The sequence below is a fragment of the Actinokineospora sp. NPDC004072 genome (genome assembly GCF_053604195.1).
Genome location: NZ_JBSGHB010000016.1, coordinates 1 through 21,125, shown reverse-complemented (window position 1 = coordinate 21,125; position 21,125 = coordinate 1). Strand labels below are relative to the sequence as shown.

General features: G+C 75.7%; 13 protein-coding genes. 4 read left to right on the top strand and 9 right to left on the bottom strand.

Annotated features, from left to right (window positions below; all coding sequences use genetic code 11):
- The 6 genes from ACWEPX_RS23740 to ACWEPX_RS23715 form a co-directional block, all read right to left on the bottom strand.
- The gene (locus tag ACWEPX_RS23740; protein ID WP_451899421.1) at nucleotides 1-3,282 is read right to left on the bottom strand and encodes an amino acid adenylation domain-containing protein; all 3,282 of its coding nucleotides are present in this window, start codon (nucleotides 3,280-3,282) and stop codon (nucleotides 1-3) included.
- On the bottom strand, nucleotides 3,279-5,537 hold the full coding sequence (locus ACWEPX_RS23735) for a lantibiotic dehydratase (protein WP_451899420.1): 2,259 nt from the start codon (nucleotides 5,535-5,537) through the stop codon (nucleotides 3,279-3,281). Before ACWEPX_RS23735 ends, ACWEPX_RS23740 begins: the two co-directional genes overlap by 4 nt.
- A complete protein-coding gene (locus ACWEPX_RS23730; RefSeq protein ID WP_451899419.1) occupies nucleotides 5,534-8,494 on the bottom strand; it encodes a thioesterase domain-containing protein in 2,961 nt (986 codons plus the stop codon). Before ACWEPX_RS23730 ends, ACWEPX_RS23735 begins: the two co-directional genes overlap by 4 nt.
- Nucleotides 8,494-11,787 (bottom strand): beta-ketoacyl synthase N-terminal-like domain-containing protein, encoded by a 3,294-nt coding sequence (locus tag ACWEPX_RS23725; protein WP_451899418.1) that lies wholly within the window; start codon nucleotides 11,785-11,787, stop codon nucleotides 8,494-8,496. Before ACWEPX_RS23725 ends, ACWEPX_RS23730 begins: the two co-directional genes overlap by 1 nt.
- A gap of 254 nt (nucleotides 11,788-12,041) precedes the next feature.
- Complete coding sequence (locus tag ACWEPX_RS23720; protein WP_451899417.1) at nucleotides 12,042-12,917, bottom strand: HpcH/HpaI aldolase/citrate lyase family protein; 876 nt, start codon at nucleotides 12,915-12,917, stop codon at nucleotides 12,042-12,044.
- Complete coding sequence (locus ACWEPX_RS23715; RefSeq protein WP_451899416.1) at nucleotides 12,914-13,987, bottom strand: HpcH/HpaI aldolase/citrate lyase family protein; 1,074 nt, start codon at nucleotides 13,985-13,987, stop codon at nucleotides 12,914-12,916. The genes ACWEPX_RS23720 and ACWEPX_RS23715 overlap by 4 nt, the downstream gene beginning before the upstream one ends.
- Nucleotides 13,988-14,087: 100 nt before the next feature.
- Between ACWEPX_RS23715 and ACWEPX_RS23710 the strand changes: the two genes are divergently transcribed.
- The 3 genes from ACWEPX_RS23710 to ACWEPX_RS23700 all read left to right on the top strand — a co-directional run bounded on the left by ACWEPX_RS23710 (nucleotide 14,088) and on the right by ACWEPX_RS23700 (nucleotide 16,786).
- Nucleotides 14,088-14,957 (top strand): aminoglycoside phosphotransferase family protein, encoded by an 870-nt coding sequence (locus tag ACWEPX_RS23710; RefSeq protein WP_451899415.1) that lies wholly within the window; start codon nucleotides 14,088-14,090, stop codon nucleotides 14,955-14,957.
- A 61-nt stretch (nucleotides 14,958-15,018) separates the two neighbouring features.
- Nucleotides 15,019-16,284 carry a magnesium transporter MgtE N-terminal domain-containing protein gene (locus ACWEPX_RS23705; protein ID WP_451899530.1) on the top strand — a complete coding sequence of 422 codons (1,266 nt, stop codon included), beginning with the start codon at nucleotides 15,019-15,021 and terminating at the stop codon, nucleotides 16,282-16,284.
- Nucleotides 16,277-16,786, top strand: a complete 510-nt coding sequence (locus tag ACWEPX_RS23700; protein ID WP_451899414.1) for a DUF1003 domain-containing protein — start codon at nucleotides 16,277-16,279, stop codon at nucleotides 16,784-16,786. Before ACWEPX_RS23705 ends, ACWEPX_RS23700 begins: the two co-directional genes overlap by 8 nt.
- Before the next feature lie 7 nt (nucleotides 16,787-16,793).
- Here the strand turns inward: ACWEPX_RS23700 and ACWEPX_RS23695 are convergent, their stop codons facing one another.
- Nucleotides 16,794-17,255: a MarR family winged helix-turn-helix transcriptional regulator gene (locus ACWEPX_RS23695; RefSeq protein WP_451899413.1), complete on the bottom strand. Its 462-nt coding sequence runs from the start codon at nucleotides 17,253-17,255 to the stop codon at nucleotides 16,794-16,796.
- 148 nt (nucleotides 17,256-17,403) lie between these two features.
- On the opposite strand from ACWEPX_RS23695, the gene ACWEPX_RS23690 reads away from it, so the two are divergent.
- Entirely contained in the window at nucleotides 17,404-18,549 is a 1,146-nt protein-coding gene (locus ACWEPX_RS23690; RefSeq protein ID WP_451899412.1) for an Mrp/NBP35 family ATP-binding protein, read from the top strand.
- Nucleotides 18,550-18,724: 175 nt separating this feature from the next.
- Here ACWEPX_RS23690 and tatB read toward each other — a convergent pair whose 3' ends face one another.
- Nucleotides 18,725-19,111, bottom strand: coding sequence for a Sec-independent protein translocase protein TatB (gene tatB / locus ACWEPX_RS23685; RefSeq protein WP_451899411.1), 387 nt, complete (start codon nucleotides 19,109-19,111; stop codon nucleotides 18,725-18,727).
- 42 nt (nucleotides 19,112-19,153) lie between these two features.
- Complete coding sequence (locus ACWEPX_RS23680) at nucleotides 19,154-20,635, bottom strand: S1C family serine protease (protein ID WP_451899410.1); 1,482 nt, start codon at nucleotides 20,633-20,635, stop codon at nucleotides 19,154-19,156.
- Nucleotides 20,636-21,125: the final 490 nt, after the last annotated feature.

Genomic DNA, 21,125 nt, shown 5'->3' with positions numbered 1-21,125 from the left:
TCAGTCTCCTTGGGCGCCGCGGCGCGGGGCGGGTCGGGTCGGGCGGGGCCGGGCGCGCCGGGCGGCGGCGCGCTGGGCGGCCTTGGCCAGCTCGGGTTGGCCGCCCGCGCCGTCGAGGTGGCGGGCCAGCGCCCGCACGTTGGGGTGGCGGAACAGGTCCAGCAGCGGCACCTGGCGGCCGGTGGCCTGGGTCAGCCGCGCGTGCACGGCCGCCATCGCCATCGAGTCGCCGCCGATGTCGAAGAAGTTGTCCGAGGCGCGCACGGGCCTGCCGAGCACCGCGCGCCAGATCTCGCCGACCAGCCGCTCGGTCGCCGTCTCCGGCCCGCCCGCCGCCGCGTGCTCCGCGGCGGGCCTGGCCATCGCGCCGGGGGCCGCGGTGCGCACGGCTGGCCGGGGCAGGTGCGCGGCGACCTCGGCGGCGGGGCGGTCCGGGTCGGCGGCGAGCGCGCCAGCCAGCTCGGCCAGGTCGGCCAGCAGGGCATCGATGCGCTCGGCGTCGAAGAGGTCGGGGTTGTGCACGGTCTCGACGGCGACCTCCGCCGGGTCGAGGTAGAGGGTCAGGTCGAACGGCGACCCCGGCTTGGCGACCCGCACCGGCTCGGCGGCGCACCCGGGCAGGCGCGCGGCCGGGTCGGCGAAGTCCAGGACGTTGACCAGGACCTGCACCAGCGGCGCGTGCGACGGGTCGCGGCCCGCGCCGAGCGCGGCGACGATGCGGTCCAGCGCCGCGGCCGGGTGCGCCGCGGCGGCCCGCACCTCGTCGGCGACCCGGGCCACCCGCTCGGCGAAGCTGCCGCCGCCGCGCAGCCGCATCGGCACGGTGTCGACGAAGAAGCCGACCACGTCGTCGAACTCGGCGTGCCCGCGGTCGGCCAGCACCAGGCCGACGACGTGGTCGGCGCCGCCGGTGAGCCGGTCGAGCAGCTCGCCGAACGCGGCCACCAGCACCGTCGCCGGGGTCGTCGCCAGCCTGCCCGCCAGCGCGCGCACGGCGTCGGCCCGCTCGACCCGGGCGCGGGCCTCCGCGCCGCGGTAGGTCGGCGTCGGCGGGCGGGGGCGGTCGCGGGGCAGGTCGAGCACGGTCGGCGCGCCCGCCAGGTGCTCGGTCCACCAGGCGAGGTCGTCCGGGCCCTGCCTGCGGTCGCGTTCGGCCCGCCAGCGGGCGTAGTCGGCGTACCCGGCGCGCAGCGGGGGCAGGTCCTTCCCGGCGTAGGCGTCGGCGAGGTCGCGGTAGAGGGCCTCCTGCGACCAGCCGTCGAACACCGCGTGGTGCAGGGTGATCCCGAGGACGTGCTCGTCGGGCGCGACGCGGTACAGCCGCGCCCGCCAGGCGGGGCCTGCCGCCAGGTCCAGCGGGGCGGCGGCGTCGGCGGCGAGCAGGCGCGGGATGTCGTCGGCGGTCGCGTGCACCACGTCGAGCGGGACCTCGGCGGGTTCGTCGCGGACGGCGTAGGGCACGCCCGCGGTCTGCAGGATGCGCCAGCGCAGCACGTCGTGGCGGGTGGCGACCGCGGTGAGCGCGCGGCGCAGGGCCGCGACGTCGAGGTCGCCGCGCAGCCGGGTGGCCAGCGCGATGTTGTAGGGGGCGTGGTCGGGGGCCAGCTGGTCCATGAACCACAGCCGCTGCTGCGGCGGGGACAGGGCGGGCTCGCTGCCGGTGGGGACGGCCGGGCCGGTCAGCGGCTCGGCCTTGGCCACCCGCTCGGCGATCCCGGCGACGGTGCGCCCCTCGAAGACGGCCTCCACGGCGACGCCGACCCCGAGGGCCGAGCGCAGCGCGGCGACCAGGCGCATGGCGGCCAGCGAATGCCCGCCCGCGGCGAGGAAGTCCGCGTCGCGGGTGGGCGGGCGCCCGGTGGCGGCCGCCCACGCCCGGGCCACCGCGGCCTCGACCGGATCATCGAAGTCCACTGTGGACGTCTGGGCCAGCACCGCGCGGTCGACCTTGCCCGCCGGGGTCAGCGGCAGCGCGGGCACCCGCACGACGCGGGCGGGCACCAGGGCGGGCGGCAGCCGCTCGGCGAGCCGCTCGACCAGGTCGTCCGGCGCGGATTCCGGGGCGACGACGGCGACCAGCGCGTCCCCGTCGACCAGGACCGCGCACTCGGCCACACCCTCGATGCCCGCGAGCGCGGCCTCGGTCTCGGCGGGCTCGACCCGCTGGCCGCGGATCTTGACCTGGCGGTCCAGCCTGCCCAGGTAGGCCACCTGCCCGTCGGGCAGCAGCCGCACCCGGTCGCCGGTGCGGTAGAGCCGGGCGCCGGGCTCGCCGGAGAACGGGTCGGGGATGAACCGCTGCGCGGTCAGCCCCGGCTCGCCGTGGTAGCCCCTGGCCAGCCCCGGACCGCCGACGAGCAGCTCCCCCTCGTCGGCCGGGCGCAGGTCGGCGTCGACCACGTGCAGCCGGTGCCCGCCGGTCGCGGCCCCGATGGGCAGCACGGATTCGGCCCCGGTGGCCTCCGCGGCGGTGACGGAGACGGTGGTCTCGGTCGGGCCGTACAGGTTGAAGAACCGGCGCTGCCCGGACCGCAGCCAGCGCCGGGCCAGCGCGGCCGGGACGACGTCGCCGCCGCTGAGCACCGTCGTCCAGCCCGGGACCTCGTGCGGGTCGACCAGGCCGAGCACGGCCGGGGTCAGGAAGCCCCAGTCGACGCCGTGCGCGCGGACGAACTCGGCGAGCCTGCGCGGGTCGGCGCGGTCGGCCTCGCCCGCCAGCATCACGCAGCCGCCCGCCGCCAGCGGGACGAGCAGGTCCACGAAGCTGGCGTCGAAGCCGACCGACGAGGCCGCCAGCGCGCGCGTTTCCGGGCCAGCGCCCAGCAGCCGTCCGCTCTCGACCACGTAGTCGCGCAGGCTGGCGTGGGTGACCAGCACGCCCTTGGGCGCGCCGGTCGAGCCGGAGGTGTAGAGCACGTACGCCAGCGCCGACTCGGCCACCGCCGGGTCGAGGTCGGCGACCGCGTCGGACACGGCGGAGACGACGGCGACCGCGCCCGCATCGGTCAGCAGCTCCTGCTTGCGCGCGGCGGGCAGCGCCGGGTCGATCGGCACGTACGCCCCGCCGCTGAGCAGCACGCCGAGGAGGGCGACGACCAGGTCCGGGGTCCGCTCCACCGCGACGCCGACCCGGTCCTCCGGGCGCACGTCCAGGCTGGCCGCCAGCCCGCAGGCGCGCGACCAGAGCTGGGCGTAGGTGAGGGTGGTGTCCCACTGCCGCACGGCGGGCGCGTCGCCGCGGGTGCGCGCGTGCTCGGCGATCAGGTCGAGCACGGTCGTCATGCCGCACCTCCTGGGTAGGGGACGGGATCGGTGATCTGCAGGCGCAGCTCGCTGACGTACCCGCGGCCCGCGGCGTCGGTGAGCCAGCTCTGCTCCAGCGTCGGCAGCAGCTCGGTGAACACGACCGCCACGTCCGGGCCCGCCTCGGCCTGGGCGGTGCGCAGCATCGAGGCGAACACCTGGGCGTGCAACGGCCCGGTGAGGTCGAGGTAGCACGGCTTGGTCTCGGTGCCGATCTTGGCGAACACCCGCTCCGGCAGCCCGAGCCGCGCCTTGAGCCGCCGCAGCGCCAGGTACCGCTCGGCCTCCCCGGTCACCTCCGCCAGCCCGGTCTCCCCGACGGTCGTGCGCCAGGTCTCGCGGGCGACGACCAGCTCGCCGATGGTGATGCGCGGGGTGTGCGCGGCCGGGGCCAGCAGCTTGAAGCTGTCCATGAGCTTGGCGCTGAGCAGGTCGTGGAACGCCTCCAGCAGCGGCCAGCTCGACCCGTCGGGCAGCCGGACGACGAGTTCGCCGTCGACGTCCTCGACCAGGCAGGCGGTCGCGGGCACCGTGCGGGCCAGGTCGGCCCCCTCGGTGTCGCCGATGCCCAGCTCGCGGTCCAGCGGCCCGTCCAGGCCGTGCCGGGTGCGGCCGGTCTGGCGGGGGAAGTCGGCCGGGTAGAGCACCCGCAGCCGGGCCGGGCCGAGGTCGGCGTCGAGCCCGGCGCGCAGCGCGGCCGGGTCCGGGTGCCACACCGAGAACAGGGCGCTGTCGACCGGCGTGCTGGCCGGGTGCAGCTCGCCGAGGACGAACTGGCACTCGCCCCGGCCGACCGCGGCGGCGTCGGCCGCGCCGATCTGGATGTCCGGGCTGTGCACGCGCGCCGACGGCCAGCCGGGCGCGGCGGCCGGGAACAGCTCGGCCGCGCGGGCCAGCGCCTCGGCGGCGGGCACGGCGACCGGGCCGGAGCCGAGTCCGAACAGGACCGACCAGCGGCGGGTGAACTCCGCGGCGATGCGGTTGGCGGGCTGGTCGTCGCCGGTGAACAGCAGGCCCTGGCTCAGCGTCCACAGGTCCGACAGCCGCACCGGCCCGGGCTGCTCGGCGTGCAGCTCGCGCAGCCCGGCGGCGATGGCCGCGCCCAGTTCGGCGGTCAGCCAGCGGGCCGCGCGCAGCACCACGGCCAGCGGCTCGGCGATGCGGTCGAGCAGCGCGGGGCCGACCACGACGTCGACATCGCGCAGGGTGTCCTCGTAGACCAGCGTCCGCCCGGCGTAGGCCATGCCGCTGCGCCTGCGCGGCGGCGCCCCGGTCACGGCGACGAACTCCACGTCGAGCTCGCGCAGCGCGTCGGCGAGCCTGTCGGGGGCCACCCGGTCGCGGGCGGCGCGCAGCCGGGCGAACGGCTCCTCGGCGCGCGCCCGGGCCGCGTCGTCGCCGATGGCGGCGATCCGCTCGGCCAGCACGTCCTCGGCGCGCGGGCTCAGCGGCAGTCCCGCGTCCCAGTGCAGCACGCCCCTGTCGACGAAGCGCTCCAGCAGCAGGTAGGCGTCCGACGGCGTGCGCAGCAGCCCGGCCTCGGCGACCTCGCGGGCCGGTCGGCCGTCGCACAGCGCCAGCACCGCGGCCTCCAGCGCGGACAGCTGGATGGGCGGCAGCAGCGGGACGACGACCCGCTGCCCCTCGATGCTCACGTGCGGGCGCGGCCGCACCGGCCACCACCGGCGGATCTCGGGGTCGGCGGCGAGCCGGTCGGCGAGCGCGGCCATCGCCCACGCCTCGAAGAACACCCGCCTGCCCCGCACGGCGCGCTCCCCCGGCGTGACCAGCAGCGGCGGGGCGCCGTCCTCGACGCGCAGCCAGGCCACCGGGCCGAAGAAGCCGATGGTCTCGCTCTTGCCGCAGTAGCGCTGCCAGTAGCGCAGCAGGGCCTTCTCCCGGTCCCGCCGCCGCACGTTGCGCCGCTCGCCGCCACTGACCAGCCCGTCCAGCGCGACGAGCACCGCCGGGTTCTGCCAGGTCACCGCCTCGCGCAGCACCGGATCAGCCGCGGTGGCGGTCGCCGCGGCCGCGGACCGCTCCACCGAGTCGGCGAACGCCTTGGCGAACACCTCGCGGTCGCCGGTGCCCGCGATGGCGGCGTCGGCGACCGGCGCGAGGTCCGGGTCGGCGAAGCGGTCGAGCCCGGCGGCGGGGAAGCCCGCCGAGCGCAGCAGCCCGTCGCGCCAGACCAGCCAGCCGGTGCCGCCGAGGTCGACCAGGTGCCCGCTCATGATCCGTCCACCACGTGCAGCCGCAGTTCGGCGGTGTAGCGCCTGCCCTGGGCGTCGGGCACCCACGACTGGTCCGGCCCGGGCAGCGCCTCGCTGACCGTCACCGACACCTCACCGCCGCCGTGGGCCGCCGCCGCGCGGACCATCGCGCACAGCGACAGGGCGAAGACGGGCGCGGTGAAGTCGACGTAGCAGGGCTTGGTCTCGGTGCCGATCTTGACGTAGACCCGCTCGGGCAGGCCCAGCCGCGCGCGGAAGCGCCGGGCGGCCAGGTAGCGCTCGGCGTCGCCGGTGGCCTCGACCAGCCCGGTCTCCGCGGCGGTCGTGCGCCAGGTCTCGCGGGCCACGACGAGCCGGTCCACGGTGATGCGCGGGGTGTGCGGGGCCGCGGCCACCAGCTTGAACGCATCGACGGCGTGGGTGGACAGCAGCGCGGAGAACACCTCGATCAACCGCAGCCTGCGCCCGTCGGCCAGCACCGCGACCAGGTCGCCGTCCGCGCGCTCGACGCGCACCGAGGTGGCCGGGACCAGCCGCGCCCGGTCGGCCCCGGGCGCGGGCGCGAAGGCCAGCTGCAGGTCGCCGCGGCCGACCAGGCCGTCGCCGAGGCGGCCGGTGCGCCGCGGCCAGTCGGCCGGGAACAGCGGGCGCACGCCCGGCCCGCCCAGGTCCTCGGCCAGCCGCCTGCGCAGCCGGTCGGGGTCGGGGTGCCAGGAGGCGTACACCGGGCAGTCCAGGCTGGCCCACGCGGTGTGCAGCTCGCCGAGCACGACGGTGTGCTCGCCGCGGTTGATCTCCTCCACCGAGGAGGCGCAGATCTGCAAGTCGGGGCTGTGGATGACGCCGCCGGACCAGCCCGGGCGGTCGGCGGGGAAGGCCAGCGCCGCGCCTTCGGCGAGGTCGGCCGTGGTGAACCGGACGCTGCTCGCCTGCGGGTCGGTGATGCCGAACAGCCGGGCCCAGCGGGCGGCGAACTCGGCGGAGACCGCGTCGACCGGGCGCGGGCCGTCGCCGAAGAACAGGCCCTGGGCCAGGAACCACAGGTCGGCCAGGGACACGGGTCCGTCGGCGGCGAGGTCGTCGTGCAGCTCGGCGAGGGCGGCGGTGTAGGCGTCGGCGAGGGCGTTGGTCAGCCAGCGGGCGGCCCGCAGCAGCAGCGCCAGCGGCGCGGCCACGGCGTCGAGCAGGCCCGCACCGACCACCACGTCGAGATCGCGCGCGGTGTCCTCGTAGACGAGGGTGCGCGCGGCGTAGGTCCGCCCGCCGTCGCGGGTCGCGTCGCGGCCGGTGATGGCGGTGAACTCCGCGCCCAGCGCGGTCATCGCCGCGGCGAGCGCGGCGGGGTCGCCCGCCGCCGCGGCCACGGCGTCGCGGGCGGCGAACAGCCGGTCCAGAGTGGACTGGGCGGAGCTGCGCACCGCCTCGTTGCCAATCGCCGCCACCCGCAGGCGCAGCACGTCTTCGGCTTGCGGGCTGATGGGCAGGTCGGCGTCCCAGGTCAGGATCTCGCGCTCGACCAGCCTGCCGAGCACCGCTTCGGCGTCGCGCACGTGCTGGGCGAGGTCGGCGATGACGTGCACGGCCGGTCTGCCGTCGCACAGCGCGACCGCGGTCGCCTCGGCCGGGCTGAGCGGCAGCGGCGGGCGCGCCGGGCGCAGCACGGCCCGGTCGCGCACGGTCAGGTGCGGGGCCAGCCGTGGCGGCAGCCACGCCCGGACCGCCGGGTCGGCGCACAGCGCCGCGCCCACGGCGGCCAGCGCCCACGCCTCGAACCGCACCGCGCGCCCGCGCACCAGGCCGGGCCCGGGGACAGCGGTCATCGGCGCGGCGCCGCGGGCCACGCGCGCGACCAGCTCGGGGCCGAAGAAGCCGATCGTCTCGTTCTTGGCGCAGTAGCGCTGCCAGTACCGGCCCAGCACCAGCCGCTGCCTGCGCCGGGTGCCGGCCCGCTGCGACAGCCCGCCTGCGAAGCGCTCGGCCAGCTCGGCGTTCTGCCAAGTCAGGGCCTCGGCGAAGAACGGGTCGGCGAGCACCTTGCCCAGCCGCTCGTCGGTGCGGGCCAGCGCGCCCGCGAGGTGGTCGGAGAAGTCGGCGGCCCCGGCGTCCGCCGCCGCGGCCAGGTCCGGGTCGGCGAACCAGTGCAGGCCCTCGACCGGGAAGCCCGCGGTGCGCAGCTCGGCGTCGGGCCAGACCGACCACTCGGTGCCGCCGAGCCGGACGCGGTCGTCCAGCGGCGGCGGCAGGATCTCGGCGGTGATCGCGGCGAGCAGCGCGGCCTCGTCGTCGTGCAGGAAGAAGTGGCCGCCGTCGAACTCGCGCAGGGTGAAGCGGTCGGTGTGGCGCGCCCACTCGCCCGTGTGCTCGGCGCTGACGGCCCGGTCGCCGCGGCCGTGGCAGGCGGTGATCGGGATGGGCAGCGGGGGTTCGTCGGTGTGGGCGTAGTCGTCGATCCAGGCGAAGTCGGCGCGCAGGGCGGGCAGCAGGAGGTCGACCAGCTCGGCGGAGGCGGCGACCTCGGCGGGCAGCCCGCCGCCGTCGGTGAGCCTGCGCACCAGCTCCCCATCGTCCACCTTGGACAACCCGTCGAACACCGTCGCGGCGGTCAGGTGCGGGGCCCGGCAGCCGCCGACGATGAGCCGCTCCGGCAGCGCCCGGCCGGTGCGGCGCAGCTCGCGGACCACCTCGAAGCCCAGCCGCGCCCCCATCGAGTGCCCGTAGAGGGCGAAGGGCCGGTCGGCCCGCTCGGCCAGCGCGGCGGCGACCTCGGCGACGGTGAACCGGGGGTCCTCGCCGATGCGCCGCTCCCGGCCGGGCAGCGCGAGCACGTGCACCTCGACCCGCGGGCCTGCCGCCTGCGGCCAGGACGCGAACGCCGACGGCCCGGCCCCGGCGTAGGGCAGGCAGAACAGCTGGACGTCCGCGCCGGGGCGCGGGACGCGGGTGGCGAACCAATCCACTACGGCACTTCCTTGCCTGGCGGGTCAATCCAGTGGCGCGAGCGCTGGAACGGGTAGGTCGGCAAGGGGATGCGGCGCACCGGGAGGCCGTCGAACCGCTGGACCACCGGCTCCCCGGCGACGAGGACGGGGCTGGCGATCGCCGCGTCCAGCGCGGCCAGCACCGTGGCCTGCGTGCAGGCGACCTCGACCCGGCAGGGGAAGGCGCGCCTGCCGACCGCCAGCGTGTAGGCCACGTCGGCCAGGCGGGGGGCGTGCTCGGCGATGTGGTCGCGCAGCCGCACGAGCGCGGCGCGCAGGGCGATCGGGTCGCGCGCGGACACCGGCAGCGTCCACCGCTGGTCCGGACACGGCCCCGGGGTGTCCTCTTCGGACTGGCGGACCAGCACGTGGGCGTTGGTGCCGCCGACGCCGAAGGCGCTGACGCCCGCCACCCGCCGCCCAGCAGGCCAGGCGGTGAGCTTGGTCGGCACGGTGAAGGGGCCGAGGTCGACGTCCGGGTGCGGGGCGGTGAAGTGCAGGCTGGGCGGGATCTGCCCGTGCCGCACGGCGAGGATCGCCTTGATCAGGCCCGCGATGCCCGCCGCCGCGTCGAGGTGCCCGATGTTGGTCTTGACCGAGCCCAGCGCGCACCGCTCGACGCCCGCGAACACCTCGGTGAGCGCGGCGGCCTCGATGGCGTCGCCCAGCGGCGTCCCGCTGCCGTGCGCCTCGACGAAGCCGACCTCGGCCGGGTCGAGCTGGGCGGCGGCGAGCGCGTCGGCGATGGCCTCGGCCTGCCCGGCCGGTCCGGGCACGGCGAAGCCCGCGCGGTCCGCGCCGTCGTTGGTCACGCCCCAGCCGGGCAGGACGGCGTAGACGTGGTCGCCGTCGGCGCGGGCGTCGGCCAGCCTGCGCAGCACCACCACGCCGACCCCGGAGCCGAAGCCGGTGCCCTGCGCGGCGGCGTCGAAGGCCCGGCAGCGCCCGTCCGGGGAGGCCATGCCGCCCGCCCGGTGCCGCGGCCAGGTCACCGCGACCCCGCCCGCCAGCGCGATGTCGCAGCGGTAGTCGGCCAGGTTCTGCGCGGCCTCGCAGACCGCGACCAGCGCGCTGGAGCACGCCGACTGCACCGCCACCGCGGGCCCGGTCAGGCCGAGCCGGTAGGCGACCTGGCCGGGCAGGTGGTCGGCCTGCTGACGGCCGAGCAGCCTGCCCTCCCAGTCGTCGGGGTCGAGGTCGGCGACGGCGGGGTTGCCGAAGAGGTGGTAGAGGAAGTACCGGTTCACCGACGCCGCGGCGAACACCCCGATGCGGCCGGGCTCGGTCGCCGGGTCGTGGGCCGCGTCCTCCAGCGCCGCCCACGCCGCCTCCAGGAACAGCCGGTGCTGCGGGTCGGTGGTCGCGGCCTCGCGGTCGGTGAAGCCGAAGAAGTCGGCGTCGAAGTCCTCGATGCCCGCCAGCACGCCATGTCCGCGCACGTGCGCCGGGTCGGCGCGCAGGCCCGGGCCGATGCCCAGGGCGGCCAGCTCGGCGTCGGTGTGGTCGTGGATGGAGTCCACGCCTGCGCAGAGGTTCCACCAGAACTCCGCGGCGTCGGCCGCGCCGGGGAACCGGCAGGCCAAACCCACTACAGCGATCTCATCGCCGGTCTCGTCGCCGCTCTCCGCCCGCTCCGCCACCGCCTGCTGGCGCGGCTCGGGGGCGGCGTCGAGGAAGCGGGCCTGGGCGGCGACGGTCGGGTGGCGCAGCAGCGCGGCGATGCCGATGTCGGCCCCGGTCGCCGCCGACAGCCGCCCGCGCAGCACGCCGAGGCTCAGCGAGTGCCCGCCCGCGTCGAAGAACGCCACGCCCAAGCCGACCGAAGCGACCCCCAGCACGGCGCACCAGGCGTCGTGCACCAGGCGCTCGGTGTCGGTCATGGCGCGGGCGGGCCGCTCCGGCTCGGGTTCGGGCAGGGCGCGCTCGTCGACCTTGCCGGTGACGGTGAGCGGGAACGCCTCGACCGCGACCACGGCCTGCGGCACGCAGTACGGCGGGAGGGCGTCGGCCACGGCGGCCCGCAGCGCGGCCGGGTCGGCCGCGGCGGACTCGACGTAGCCGAGCAGGCGGCCGCCGCGGGCGATGACCCGGGCGCGGGCGCCTGCCGCGGCGGACAGCACGGCCTCGACCTCGGCGGGCTCGACCCGGTGGCCGCGGACCTTGACCTGGCGGTCGATCCGGCCCAGGCAGATCAGCGTGCCGTCGTCGGCGCGCCTGCCGAGGTCGCCGGTGCGGTAGGTGGGAACGCCGTCGACGGTGGTGAAGCGGTCGCCAGGACCGCTGAGGTAGCCGGGCACCACGTGCTCACCGCTGATGGTGATCTCGCCGTCCTCGGAGAGATCCACGGTGTAGCCGGGCAGCGCGGCGCCGATCGGCACCGGGCCGTCGTCGTCGGGGAGGTCGGCTGCGGCGATGTGGAACTGGGCGGCGAAGGTGACCTCGGTGGCGCCGTAGCCGTTGACGAACACGCAGCCGGGCGCGAACCGGTCCCGGCCGCGGCGCAGGTCGGCCCAGGTGGCCTGCTCCCCGCCGAGCAGCACGGCCCGCACCGACGGCAGCCGCGCGCCGGTGTCGACCAGATACCGGTACAGGGTCGGCGTGGAGTGGTAGACGGTCGCGCCGTGGGCGTCGAGCAGCCGGGCCGCCTCGGCGACGCCGACGGCCCGCACGTCGACCGGGACCACGGCGGCTCCGGTGACCAGCGCCGGGAAGAGGTCGGGGATGGCGGCGTCGAAGGACAGCGAGGCCACCAGGCTCAGCCGGTCGCCCGGGCCGATCCCCAGGGCGGCGACCTGGTTGCCCACGACGTGGCGCAGGTTGGCGTGGGTCTGCGCGACGGCCTTCGGGTCCCCGGTCGAGCCGGAGGTGAACAGCACGTAGGCGGTCTCGCCGGGCTCGGCGACGACCAGCGGCGCCTGCGCGACCTCCTCGACGCCGATGCCGGGCATGCCGCTGGCCGCGTCGGTGATCGTGGTCGCCAGGCCCGCGATCTCGGCCATCCTGGCCCGCCGGGCGGCGGGGAACGCCGGGTCGACGGGGACGTAGGCCGCGCCTGCGGCGAGCACGCCGAGCACCGCGGCGATCGCCTCCGGCCCGTGCGGCAGCGCGACCCCGACCCGCGCGCCGGGGCCGATCCCGGCCAGCGCCCGCGCGATCCCGCCCGCCCGGGCCGCGAGCTCGGCGTAGGTCAGCGGGCGGGGGCCCGCGACCGCGAGCGCGTCCGGCCACCGCCGGACGGCCTCGGCGAAGTCCCCCACGACCGTCGGTCCCATGCGCGCACCGGTCCGGGCCAGGTCGGGACGTCGTCGTCCCCTGCCGCTCACCGGCTTTCCCCTTCCCCCTGGTTCAGATGGCGGGAAGGCTAAACACCGAGTCCGCCATCCGAGTCACCCTCGGGGAAAGTTGGGCAGGACGCCTCAACCGTCCTAGGCCAAACAGCCGCAATTCTTCACGGTTCGTTGCCAGTTAGCCGAAGATCTTGGGCCAAGCGAGGGAAGAACGGCCACCAAGCGCCACTAAACGATCATCACGCTCCGTCGCGGGCAGCGGTGATCGCCGCCGCGACGTCCAGGACGCGGCGGGCGTTGTCGACGTGCAGGTTCTCGATCATGCGGCCGTCGACGGCGACCACGCCCCGCCCCTGCTCGGTCGCGGCCTCGAAGGCGGCGATGACCCGGCGGGCGTGCTCGACCTCGGTATCGGACGGGGCGAAGATTTCGTTGCACGGCCCGATCTGGCCCGGGTGGATGAGGGTCTTGCCGTCGAAGCCGAACTCCCGGCCCTGGCGGCACTCCGCGGCGAACCCGTCGAGGTCGCGCACGTCGTTGTAGACCCCGTCGAGGATGACCTTGCCCGCCGCCCGCGCGCCGAGCAGGGCCATCGACAGCCCGGTCAGCAGCGGCGCGCGCCCGGGCACGTGCTCGGCGTGCAGCTCCTTGGCCAGGTCGTTGGTGCCCATGACGAGCACGGTCAGCCGCTGGCTCGCCGCGGCGATCTCGTGGGCGCGCAGCATCGCGATCGGCGTCTCCACCATCGCCCAGATCGCGGTGCGGTCCGGCGCGCCCGCCGCCTCCAGCGCCCGCTCGATCGCGTGCACGTCGGCGGCGGAGTTGACCTTGGGCACGACGACGGCGGCCGGACCGGCCTCGGCGGCGGCCCGCAGGTCGTCGGCGTGCCACCGGGTGTCCAGCCCGTTGACCCGGATCGTCAGCTCGCGGTGGCCGTAGCCGCCCGCGCCGACGGCCTCGCAGACGCGCTTGCGGCCCTCGGCCTTGGCGTCGGGGGCGACGGAGTCCTCCAGGTCGAGGATCAGCGCGTCGGCGGCCAGCGTCTTGGCCTTCTCCAGGGCGCGCTCGTTGGCCCCGGGCATGTAGAGCACCGAGCGGCGGGGGACGTAGGTCATGCCGACGCACCGCCCTCGGTGGCCGCGGCGTAGGCGGCGGCCAGCTCGGGGTCGCGCGCGGCCAGCGCGTCGGCGAGGTCGGCCACGACGCGGCACTGCTTGACCGTGGCGTCGTCCTGCATCTTGCCGTCGATCATCACCGCACCGGTGCCGTCGCCCATCGCGGCGATGACCCGGCGGGCCCACGCGACGTCTTCCGGCGAGGGGGAGAACACCTTCTTGGCGATGGCGATCTGCTTGGGGTGCAGGCTCCACGCGCCGACGCAGCCCAGCAGGAAGGCGTTGCGGAACTGGTCCTCGCAGGCCACCACGTCGGCGATGTCGCCGAAGGGGCCGTAGTAGGGCAGGATGCCCGCCGCCGCGCAGGCGTCGACCATGCGCGCGACGGTGTAGTGCCACAGGTCCTGCTGGTAGGTGGTGCGGCCTGCGGTGATGTCGTCGCCGGTCGGGTCGGTGCGCACGAGGTAGCCGGGGTGGCCGCCGCCGACCCGGGTGGTCTTCATCCGGCGGCTGGCGGCGAGGTCGGCCGGGCCCAGCGAGATGCCCTGCATGCGCGGGCTGGCGGTGGCGATCTCCTCGACGTTGGCCACGCCGCTGGCGGTCTCCAGGATCGCGTGCACCAGCAGCGGCCTGCGCAGGCCCGCCCGCGCCTCCAGCTGGGCCAGCAGCCGGTCGACGTAGTGGATGTCGGCCGCGCCCTCGACCTTCGGGACCATGATCACGTCGAGCTTGTCGCCGATCTCGGTGACCAGGGTGATCAGGTCGTCGAGCACCCACGGCGAGTCCAGGCTGTTGATCCGGGTCCACAGTTGGGTGTCGCCGAAGTCGGTCGCCTTGGCGATCTCGACCAGACCAGTCCTGGCGGCCTCCTTGCGGTCGGCGCGCACCGCGTCCTCCAGGTTGCCCAGCAGCACGTCGGCCTGCGCCGCCATGTCGGGAACCTTCGCGGCCATCTTCGCGTTGCTCGGGTCGAAGAAGTGAATCATCCGGGAGGGCCGCAGCGGCACCTCCCGCAGCGGCTCCGGTGCGCCGACGGCGAGCGGGCGGAAGAAGTCCTTGGGGGAACGCATCGGGCCTCCGAGCTGTCTACCGACCGGTAACTGCCTAGATGTTCTAGTCGACCACGGTCCCCACCGGAGCGCCATCGTGACCAACGACATGGGAGAGCGCGTGTTCGACATCCCTCCGGCCTTCACCACCGCCTTCGCCAGGCGCGAGGGCGAGGCGGGCCGGGCCTGGCTGGCCGGGCTGCCCGCGCAGGGCGCGGCCATGCTCGACCGCTGGGCGCTGACCCCCGACGGCCCGTCCTGGTTCGGGTTCTGCTCGGTGGTGCAGCCCGTCCGCCGCCCCGACGGCACGCCCGCGGCGCTCAAGATCGGCTGGCCGCACCCGGAGGCCGAGGACGAGGCGCGGACCCTGCGCCTGTGGGACGGCGACGGCGCGGTCCGGCTGCTGGCCGTGGACGGCTGGAGCCTGCTGCTGGAGCGCCTGGACGCCGACCGCACGCTGATGGACGTCCCGCTGGCCGACGCCCTGGCGGTCACCGGCGACCTCATGCGCCGCCTCGACCGCCCCGCGCCCGCGGGCATGCGCCACCTGCGCGACGTGGCCGAGCGGTGGACCGCGGAGCTGCCCGCCGCCAACGCCGAGCTGGCCGCGACCGGCGACCCGATCGACCCCGAGCTGATCGAGCGCGCGGTGGCCTACTGCCGCGAACTCGGGCCGCGCAGCGCGTCCCGGCTGGTCAACGAGGACCTGCACTACGAGAACGTGCTCGGCGCCGAGCGCGAGCCCTGGCTGGTGATCGACCCCAAGCCGCTGGCGGGCGACCCGGAGTTCGGGCTCATCCCGCTGCTGTGGAACCGGCACGACGAAGGCGACCTCGGCGAGCGCGTGGACATCCTGGCCGAGGCCGCGGGCCTGGACCGGGCCAAGGCCCGCAGGTGGACCTTCGTGCGCGCGGTGGAGTCCTGGCTGTGGTCCGACGACGACGACCCGGCTGGCCAGGGCGTCGACCTGATCATCGAGGCGCTCAGCTGATCCGTCCACACCGGACGGACCGGCCGGGTTTGGCCGGTGCGCGGCCCGATCGGCCGCTAGCCTGACCGGCGTGGCTACCACCAGGGTGTTCGCGGCTCAGCTGGTCGGTCTGCCGGTGTTCGGCCCGGACGGGGAGTCCATCGGCAAGATCGGCGACCTGGTCGCCGGGCTGCGCGGCGACGGGGCGCCGCCCCGCGTCCTCGGCCTGGTGGTGGAGCTGGCCACCCGGCGGCGCATCTTCGTGCCGATGCTGCGGGTCGCCGCGATCGAGCCGCAGGCGGTCACCCTGGCCACCGGCCTGGTCAACATGCGCCGCTTCACCCAGCGCCCGCACGAGGCGCTGGTGATCGGCCAGCTCCTCGACGCCCGGGTCACCGTGCTGGAGACCGGGCGCACCGCGGTCGTGGTCGACACCGCGATGGAGCCCACCCGCACCCGGGACTGGGTGCTCAGCCGCATCGCCGTGCGGGAGCGCACCGGCAGGCTCGGCAGGCGCGGGCCGGTCGAGGTGCTGGACTGGTCGCAGGTGCGGGCGCCGGGGGTGACCGAGCTGGTCGGCCAGCCGCAGGACGCCCACCGGCTGCTGGCCCTCTTCGAGACCATGCGCGCCGCCGACGTGGCCAAGGCCATGCAGGAGCTGCCGCCCAAGCGCCGCTACGAGGTCGCCGACGCCCTCGACGACGAGCGGCTGGCCGACATCATCGAGGAGCTGTCCGAGACCACCCAGACCGACCTGCTGCGCCACCTCGACGAGCAGCGCGCCGCCGACGTGCTGGAGGCGATGGCCCCCGACGACGCCGCCGACCTGCTCGCCGAGCTGTCCGAGCCGGACAAGAACCGGTTCCTGGAGCTGATGAACCCCGAGGAGTCCGAGCCGGTGCGGCGGCTGCTGGAGTACAGCCACGACAGCGCGGGCGGGCTGATGACCCCGGAGCCGATCGTGGTCACCCCGGACTCCGCCGTCGCCGAGGCGCTGGCCCGGGTGCGCAACCCCGACCTCACCCCGGCGCTGGCCAGCATGGTGTTCGTGTGCAGGCCGCCCAGCGCCACCCCGACCGGGCGCTACCTGGGCTTGGTGCACATCCAGCGGCTGCTGCGCGAGCCGCCGTCGGACCTGGTGGCCGGGCTGGTCGACCGGGAGCTGGACACGCTGCGGCCCGGGGACTCGCTGCTGGACGTCACGCGCTTCTTCGCCACCTACAACCTGGTGTGCGCGCCGGTCGTGGACGACGGGGAGCACCTGGTGGGCGCGATCACCGTCGACGACCTGCTCGACCACCTGCTGCCCGAGGGCTGGCGGCACACCGAGGGGGTCACCGGTGCCTGAACCGTCCTACCGCCGCAGGCTCGACCAGCCCCGCACGCCCCGCGGCCTGCGGGTGCGCTTCGACCCCGAGGCGTTCGGCCGGTTCTCCGAGCGGCTGGCCCGCTTCCTCGGGACCGGCAAGTTCCTGTTCTGGCAGACGCTGATCGTGGTCGTGTGGATCACGCTGAACCTGGCCGCGGTGTCGCTGCGCTGGGACCCCTACCCGTTCATCCTGCTCAACCTGGCCTTCTCCACCCAGGCCGCCTACGCCGCCCCGCTGATCCTGCTCGCCCAGAACCGCCAGGACGACCGCGACCGGGTCTCCCTGGAGGAGGACCGCGCCCGCGCCGCGCAGACCAAGGCCGACACCGAGTTCCTGGCCCGCGAGCTGGCGGCGCTGCGGCTGGCCGTCGGCGAGGTCGCCACCCGCGACTACCTGCGCGGGGAGCTGGAGAAGCTCAAGGTCGCCCTGGCCGGGGAGGCCAAGCGGCGGGCGGCCCGCGACGACGCGCAGCGGCCCTGACGGGCGGTCACAGCGGCTGGTCGGCCAGGTTCCCGCAGATGCGGCCGATCTCGGCCAGCGCGTCGGCGTCGAGGTGGGCGACGAAGTGGCGCACGATCCCGGCCAGGTGGGTGTGCGACGCCGTCCTGAGGGTGTCCAGCCCGCGCTCGGTGAGCGCGGCCACCACCCCGCGCCCGTCACCAGCGACGCGCTCGCGGGCCACCAGGCCCGCCCGCTCCAAGCGGTCGACCAGCCGCGTCACCCCGGAGCGCGACAGCAGGACCGCGTCGGCCAGCTCGGCCATCCGCAGCCGCCGCCGGGGCGCCTCGGCGAGCTGGAGCAGCACGTCGTAGGAGCCGAGGGACAGCCGCTGCTCGGCGACCAGCTCGGCCTCCAGGTTGCGGGTGATCCGGGCGTGCGCGCGCAGGAAGTTGCGCCAGGCGGCGAGCTGGTCTCGGGTTGGCCGGGCGGACTGCTGCGGCACGGTCAACGGCGGCCTCCTTCACTCGGAGAGAGTGCCGATAGTACGGAGCGTGCACGAGGCGGCTGCGATGAGTCCCGGGGCCGGGCGCTGTGAGCGTCGCCTCGTCGGGCATGCGCGCCGCCGTCGCCCGCAGGCGGCGACGTAGCATGGCCGGGTGACTTCCACGCAGCAGGTCCCCAGCGTCGAGGCCGTGCGCACCGCGCTCGCGGGCGTGCAGGACCCGGAGATCCACCGGCCGATCACCGAGCTGGGCATGGTCAAGGACGTGACCGTGCACCCGGACGGCCGGGTGGACGTGGGCGTGTACCTGACGGTCGCGGGCTGCCCGCTGCGCGACAAGATCACCCGCGACGTCACCGCCGCGGTGTCGGCCCTGCCCGGCGTGCAGTCGGTGGCCGTCGAGCTCGACGTGATGTCCGACGAGCAGCGCACCGCGCTGCGCAAGTCGCTGCGCGGCGACGCCGAGGAGCCGCGCATCCCCTTCGCCGAGGCCGGTTCGCTGACCAGGGTGTACTGCGTCGCCTCCGGCAAGGGCGGGGTCGGCAAGTCCAGCGTGACGGTCAACCTCGCGGTCGCCATGGCCGCCCGCGGGCTCAAGGTCGGCATCGTCGACGCCGACATCTACGGCCACTCCATCCCGCGCATGGTCGGCGCGACGGAGAAGCCGACCAAGGTCGAGAAGATGATCCTGCCCCCGCAGGCCAACGGGGTGAAGGTCATCTCCATCGGCATGTTCACCCCGGGCAACACCCCGGTCGTCTGGCGCGGCCCGATGCTGCACCGCGCGCTGCAGCAGTTCCTCGCCGACGTCTTCTGGGGCGACCTCGACGTGCTGCTGCTCGACCTGCCGCCGGGCACCGGCGACATCGCCATCTCGGTGGCCCAGCTGATCCCCAACGCCGAGATCCTGGTCGTCACCACCCCGCAGCAGGCGGCGGCCGAGGTCGCCGAGCGCGCGGGCGCGATCGCCCTGCAGACCCGCCAGCGGGTGGCCGGGGTGATCGAGAACATGTCGTGGCTGGAGATGCCCGACGGCACCCGGATGGACGTCTTCGGCAGCGGCGGCGGCCAGGCCGTCGCCGACTCGCTGACCCAGGCCGTCGGCTCCGCCGTGCCCCTGCTCGGCCAGGTGCCCCTCGACCCCCGCCTGCGCGAGGGCGGCGACGCGGGCGAGCCGATGGTCAAGTCCCAGCCCGACGCCCCCGCGGCGAAGGTGCTGCACGACATCGCGGGCAAGCTGACCGTCCGCGCCCGCGGCCTCGCGGGCCGCATGCTCTCGGTGAGCCCGGCAGGCCGGTAGCGGTTCCCGGGCTCGCCCCGGCCCGGGACGCGCGGTTCCGGGCCAGGCGGGGGTGGGCCGTCAGCGGCGTGTGAAGGCGGTCGAGACGCGGAAGGCGGCCGCCGGGGTCGGCGGACCGAGCCGGGAGCGCCAGTCCGACCGCGAGTGCGTCAGGGGGCGTCGAGCCCGCTGGCGATCAGGTGGCGTCGGTGTCGAAGCCGGGCTTCTTCTCCGGGGCGGGCGGCGGCGGGGCGGCGGGCCGGATCTGCGGGATCGGGGGCTGCGGGGCGTAGCCGTTGGGCTTGGTGCCGTCGTGGTCGTCGCCGAAGAGGTGGTTGGCCATCATCTGCTTCGGGTCGAAGCTGCGCAGCCTGCGCAGGTCCTCCAGGGGCTTGCGCAGGTCCTCGTACTCCGGGCCGAGCTCGTTCTTGAGCTGGTCGCGCGCGCCGGTGGCGAACTCGCGCACCTTGCGGATGCTGCGGCCGAGCCAGGCGGCGGCGTCGGGCAGGCGTTCGGGGCCGAGGATGAACAGGCCCGCGATGCCGAGAACGAGGATCTCGGCCCAGCCGATGCTCTCGAACACCTGAGATACCTCCGCACTCGCTCCTGACCCCAGACTAGCCAATCAATCCGATCCGAGGGTCACCTGAATCGTCAGCTCCTGCCCCTGCCTGGCCAGCACCACGGGCACGGTGTCGCCCGGCCGGTGGGCGCGGACGGCGACGGTCAGCTCCGCGGCGGTGCGGACCTGGCGCTCGCCGACCTTGCGGATCACGTCCCCCTCGACGATGCCCGCGCTGTGCGCCGCGCCGCCCTCGGTGACGTTGACCACCTGCGCGCCCTCGGCGGTGTCCGCGGAGACCGACCGGACGTTGGCGCCGAGGTCGGCGTGGGAGACCCGGCCGTCGCGGATCAGCGCCTCGGTGATGCGGCGGGCGTCGTTGGACGGGATCGCGAAGCCCAGGCCGACGCTGCCGGTGTTGCCCGCGCTGCTGCGGATCGCCGAGTTGATGCCGACCAGCGCCCCGGTCGAGTCGACCAGCGGACCGCCGGAGTTGCCCTGGTTGACGGCCGCGTCGGTCTGGATGGCGTCGTAGGTGATGGGCGCGGTCCCGTTGTCCCCACCCGCGACGACGGGCCGGTGCAGCGCGCTGACGATCCCCTCGGTCACGGTGTCGGTCAGCCCGAGCGGCGACCCGATGGCGATCACCCCGTCGCCGACCTGCAGCTCGTCGGAGTTGCCGAACTGCAGGACCGTCGGGTTGTCCACGTCCACCTTGATGACCGCGAGATCGGTCTTGGGGTCGGTTCCGACGATGCTCGCCTTGGCGCGCGTGCCGTCGGTGAACAGCGCGGTGATCTGCGCGCTCTCGTCAGCCCGCCCTTCGAGCGTGACGACGTGCCAGTTGGTGGCGATGTACCCGGCCCCGTCGATCACCACCCCGGACCCGAACCCGCCGCCGCCCTGCGCGAGCTTCACCTCGATCGACACCACCGCGGGCCGCACCCGGGCCGCGAGGTCGGCCACCGACCCCGGCGGCCGCTCCTTGCCCGGCTGCACGTCGGCGAGCGTGACATCGCTGGTCAGGCTGTCCCCGCCGCGTGCGAGCAGCCACCCGGCCACACCGCCCGCGGCCCCGATGAGCAGCGCCACCACACCCAGCACCACCAGCGCGGTCGGCTTGACCCGCCTGCCGAAGACCACCTCGGGCAGGCTGAGCTGCCGCCCGACCTCCCCGGGCTCCCCCTTGTCCGCCTCGACCTCCCGGTCGAGCGCGGGCGGCCCGATGACGGCGCCCGCGCCCGGGTCGCGCCACGGGTTGTGCTCAGCCGCCCACAGGGGATCGCGCTGGTCGTCGTCCGCGGGCCGCTGGCCCGGCGGCCGCTGCAGGGTGTCCACCTGCCCCTCCGGCCGCCCGAACGCCGACGCGAGCGCCTCGCTGGTCGGCGGGGCCTGCCGAACGGGGTTGAGCTGGGTCCGATGCCCCGCGAACGCCCCCTCGACGCCTGCGGGCCTGCCGAACACGGCTTGCTCCGCGGGGTCGACCGCAGGCCGCAGCAACGGCCGCGGGGTGACGCGCTGGTCTGCGGGGATCTGCTCGCTCATCGCGTTCAGGATGCCTGGGGGGTGGTGAAGCCCCTGTTCGGGGGGCGTGGCTGGAAGGCGGCTGTGTCGGCGGCGGCTGGCGGTGGCTGCTGCTCGGCGGCCGGCTGCTGCTGCTCGGCGGCCAGCGGTGCCTGCTGCTCGGCTGCTGGCGGTGCCTGCTGCTCGGCTGCTGGCGGTGCCTGCTGCTTGGCTGCTGGCTGCTGCTGCTTGGCTGCTGGCGGTGGCTGCTGCTGTTGCTCGGTGGCTGCTCGGGCACCGTGTCGCCAGCCTTGGTCTTGTCGCCAGCTTGGCCTGCGCGGCGGCCTGGCCTTGTCCCGGGGTTGGCCTTGTGCCGGGGTTGGCTCTGAAGGCGGCTGGGGTGCGCGACGTGCGGTGGGGTCCGATGGGGTGAACCTGCATTCGCGGGGACCCCTAAGCGAAACGCCGCTTGGGCGTGAAGGCGGTGAAGGCGGGCGGAGCCCGTTCACGCCCTCGCAAGTTTAGCGGCGTT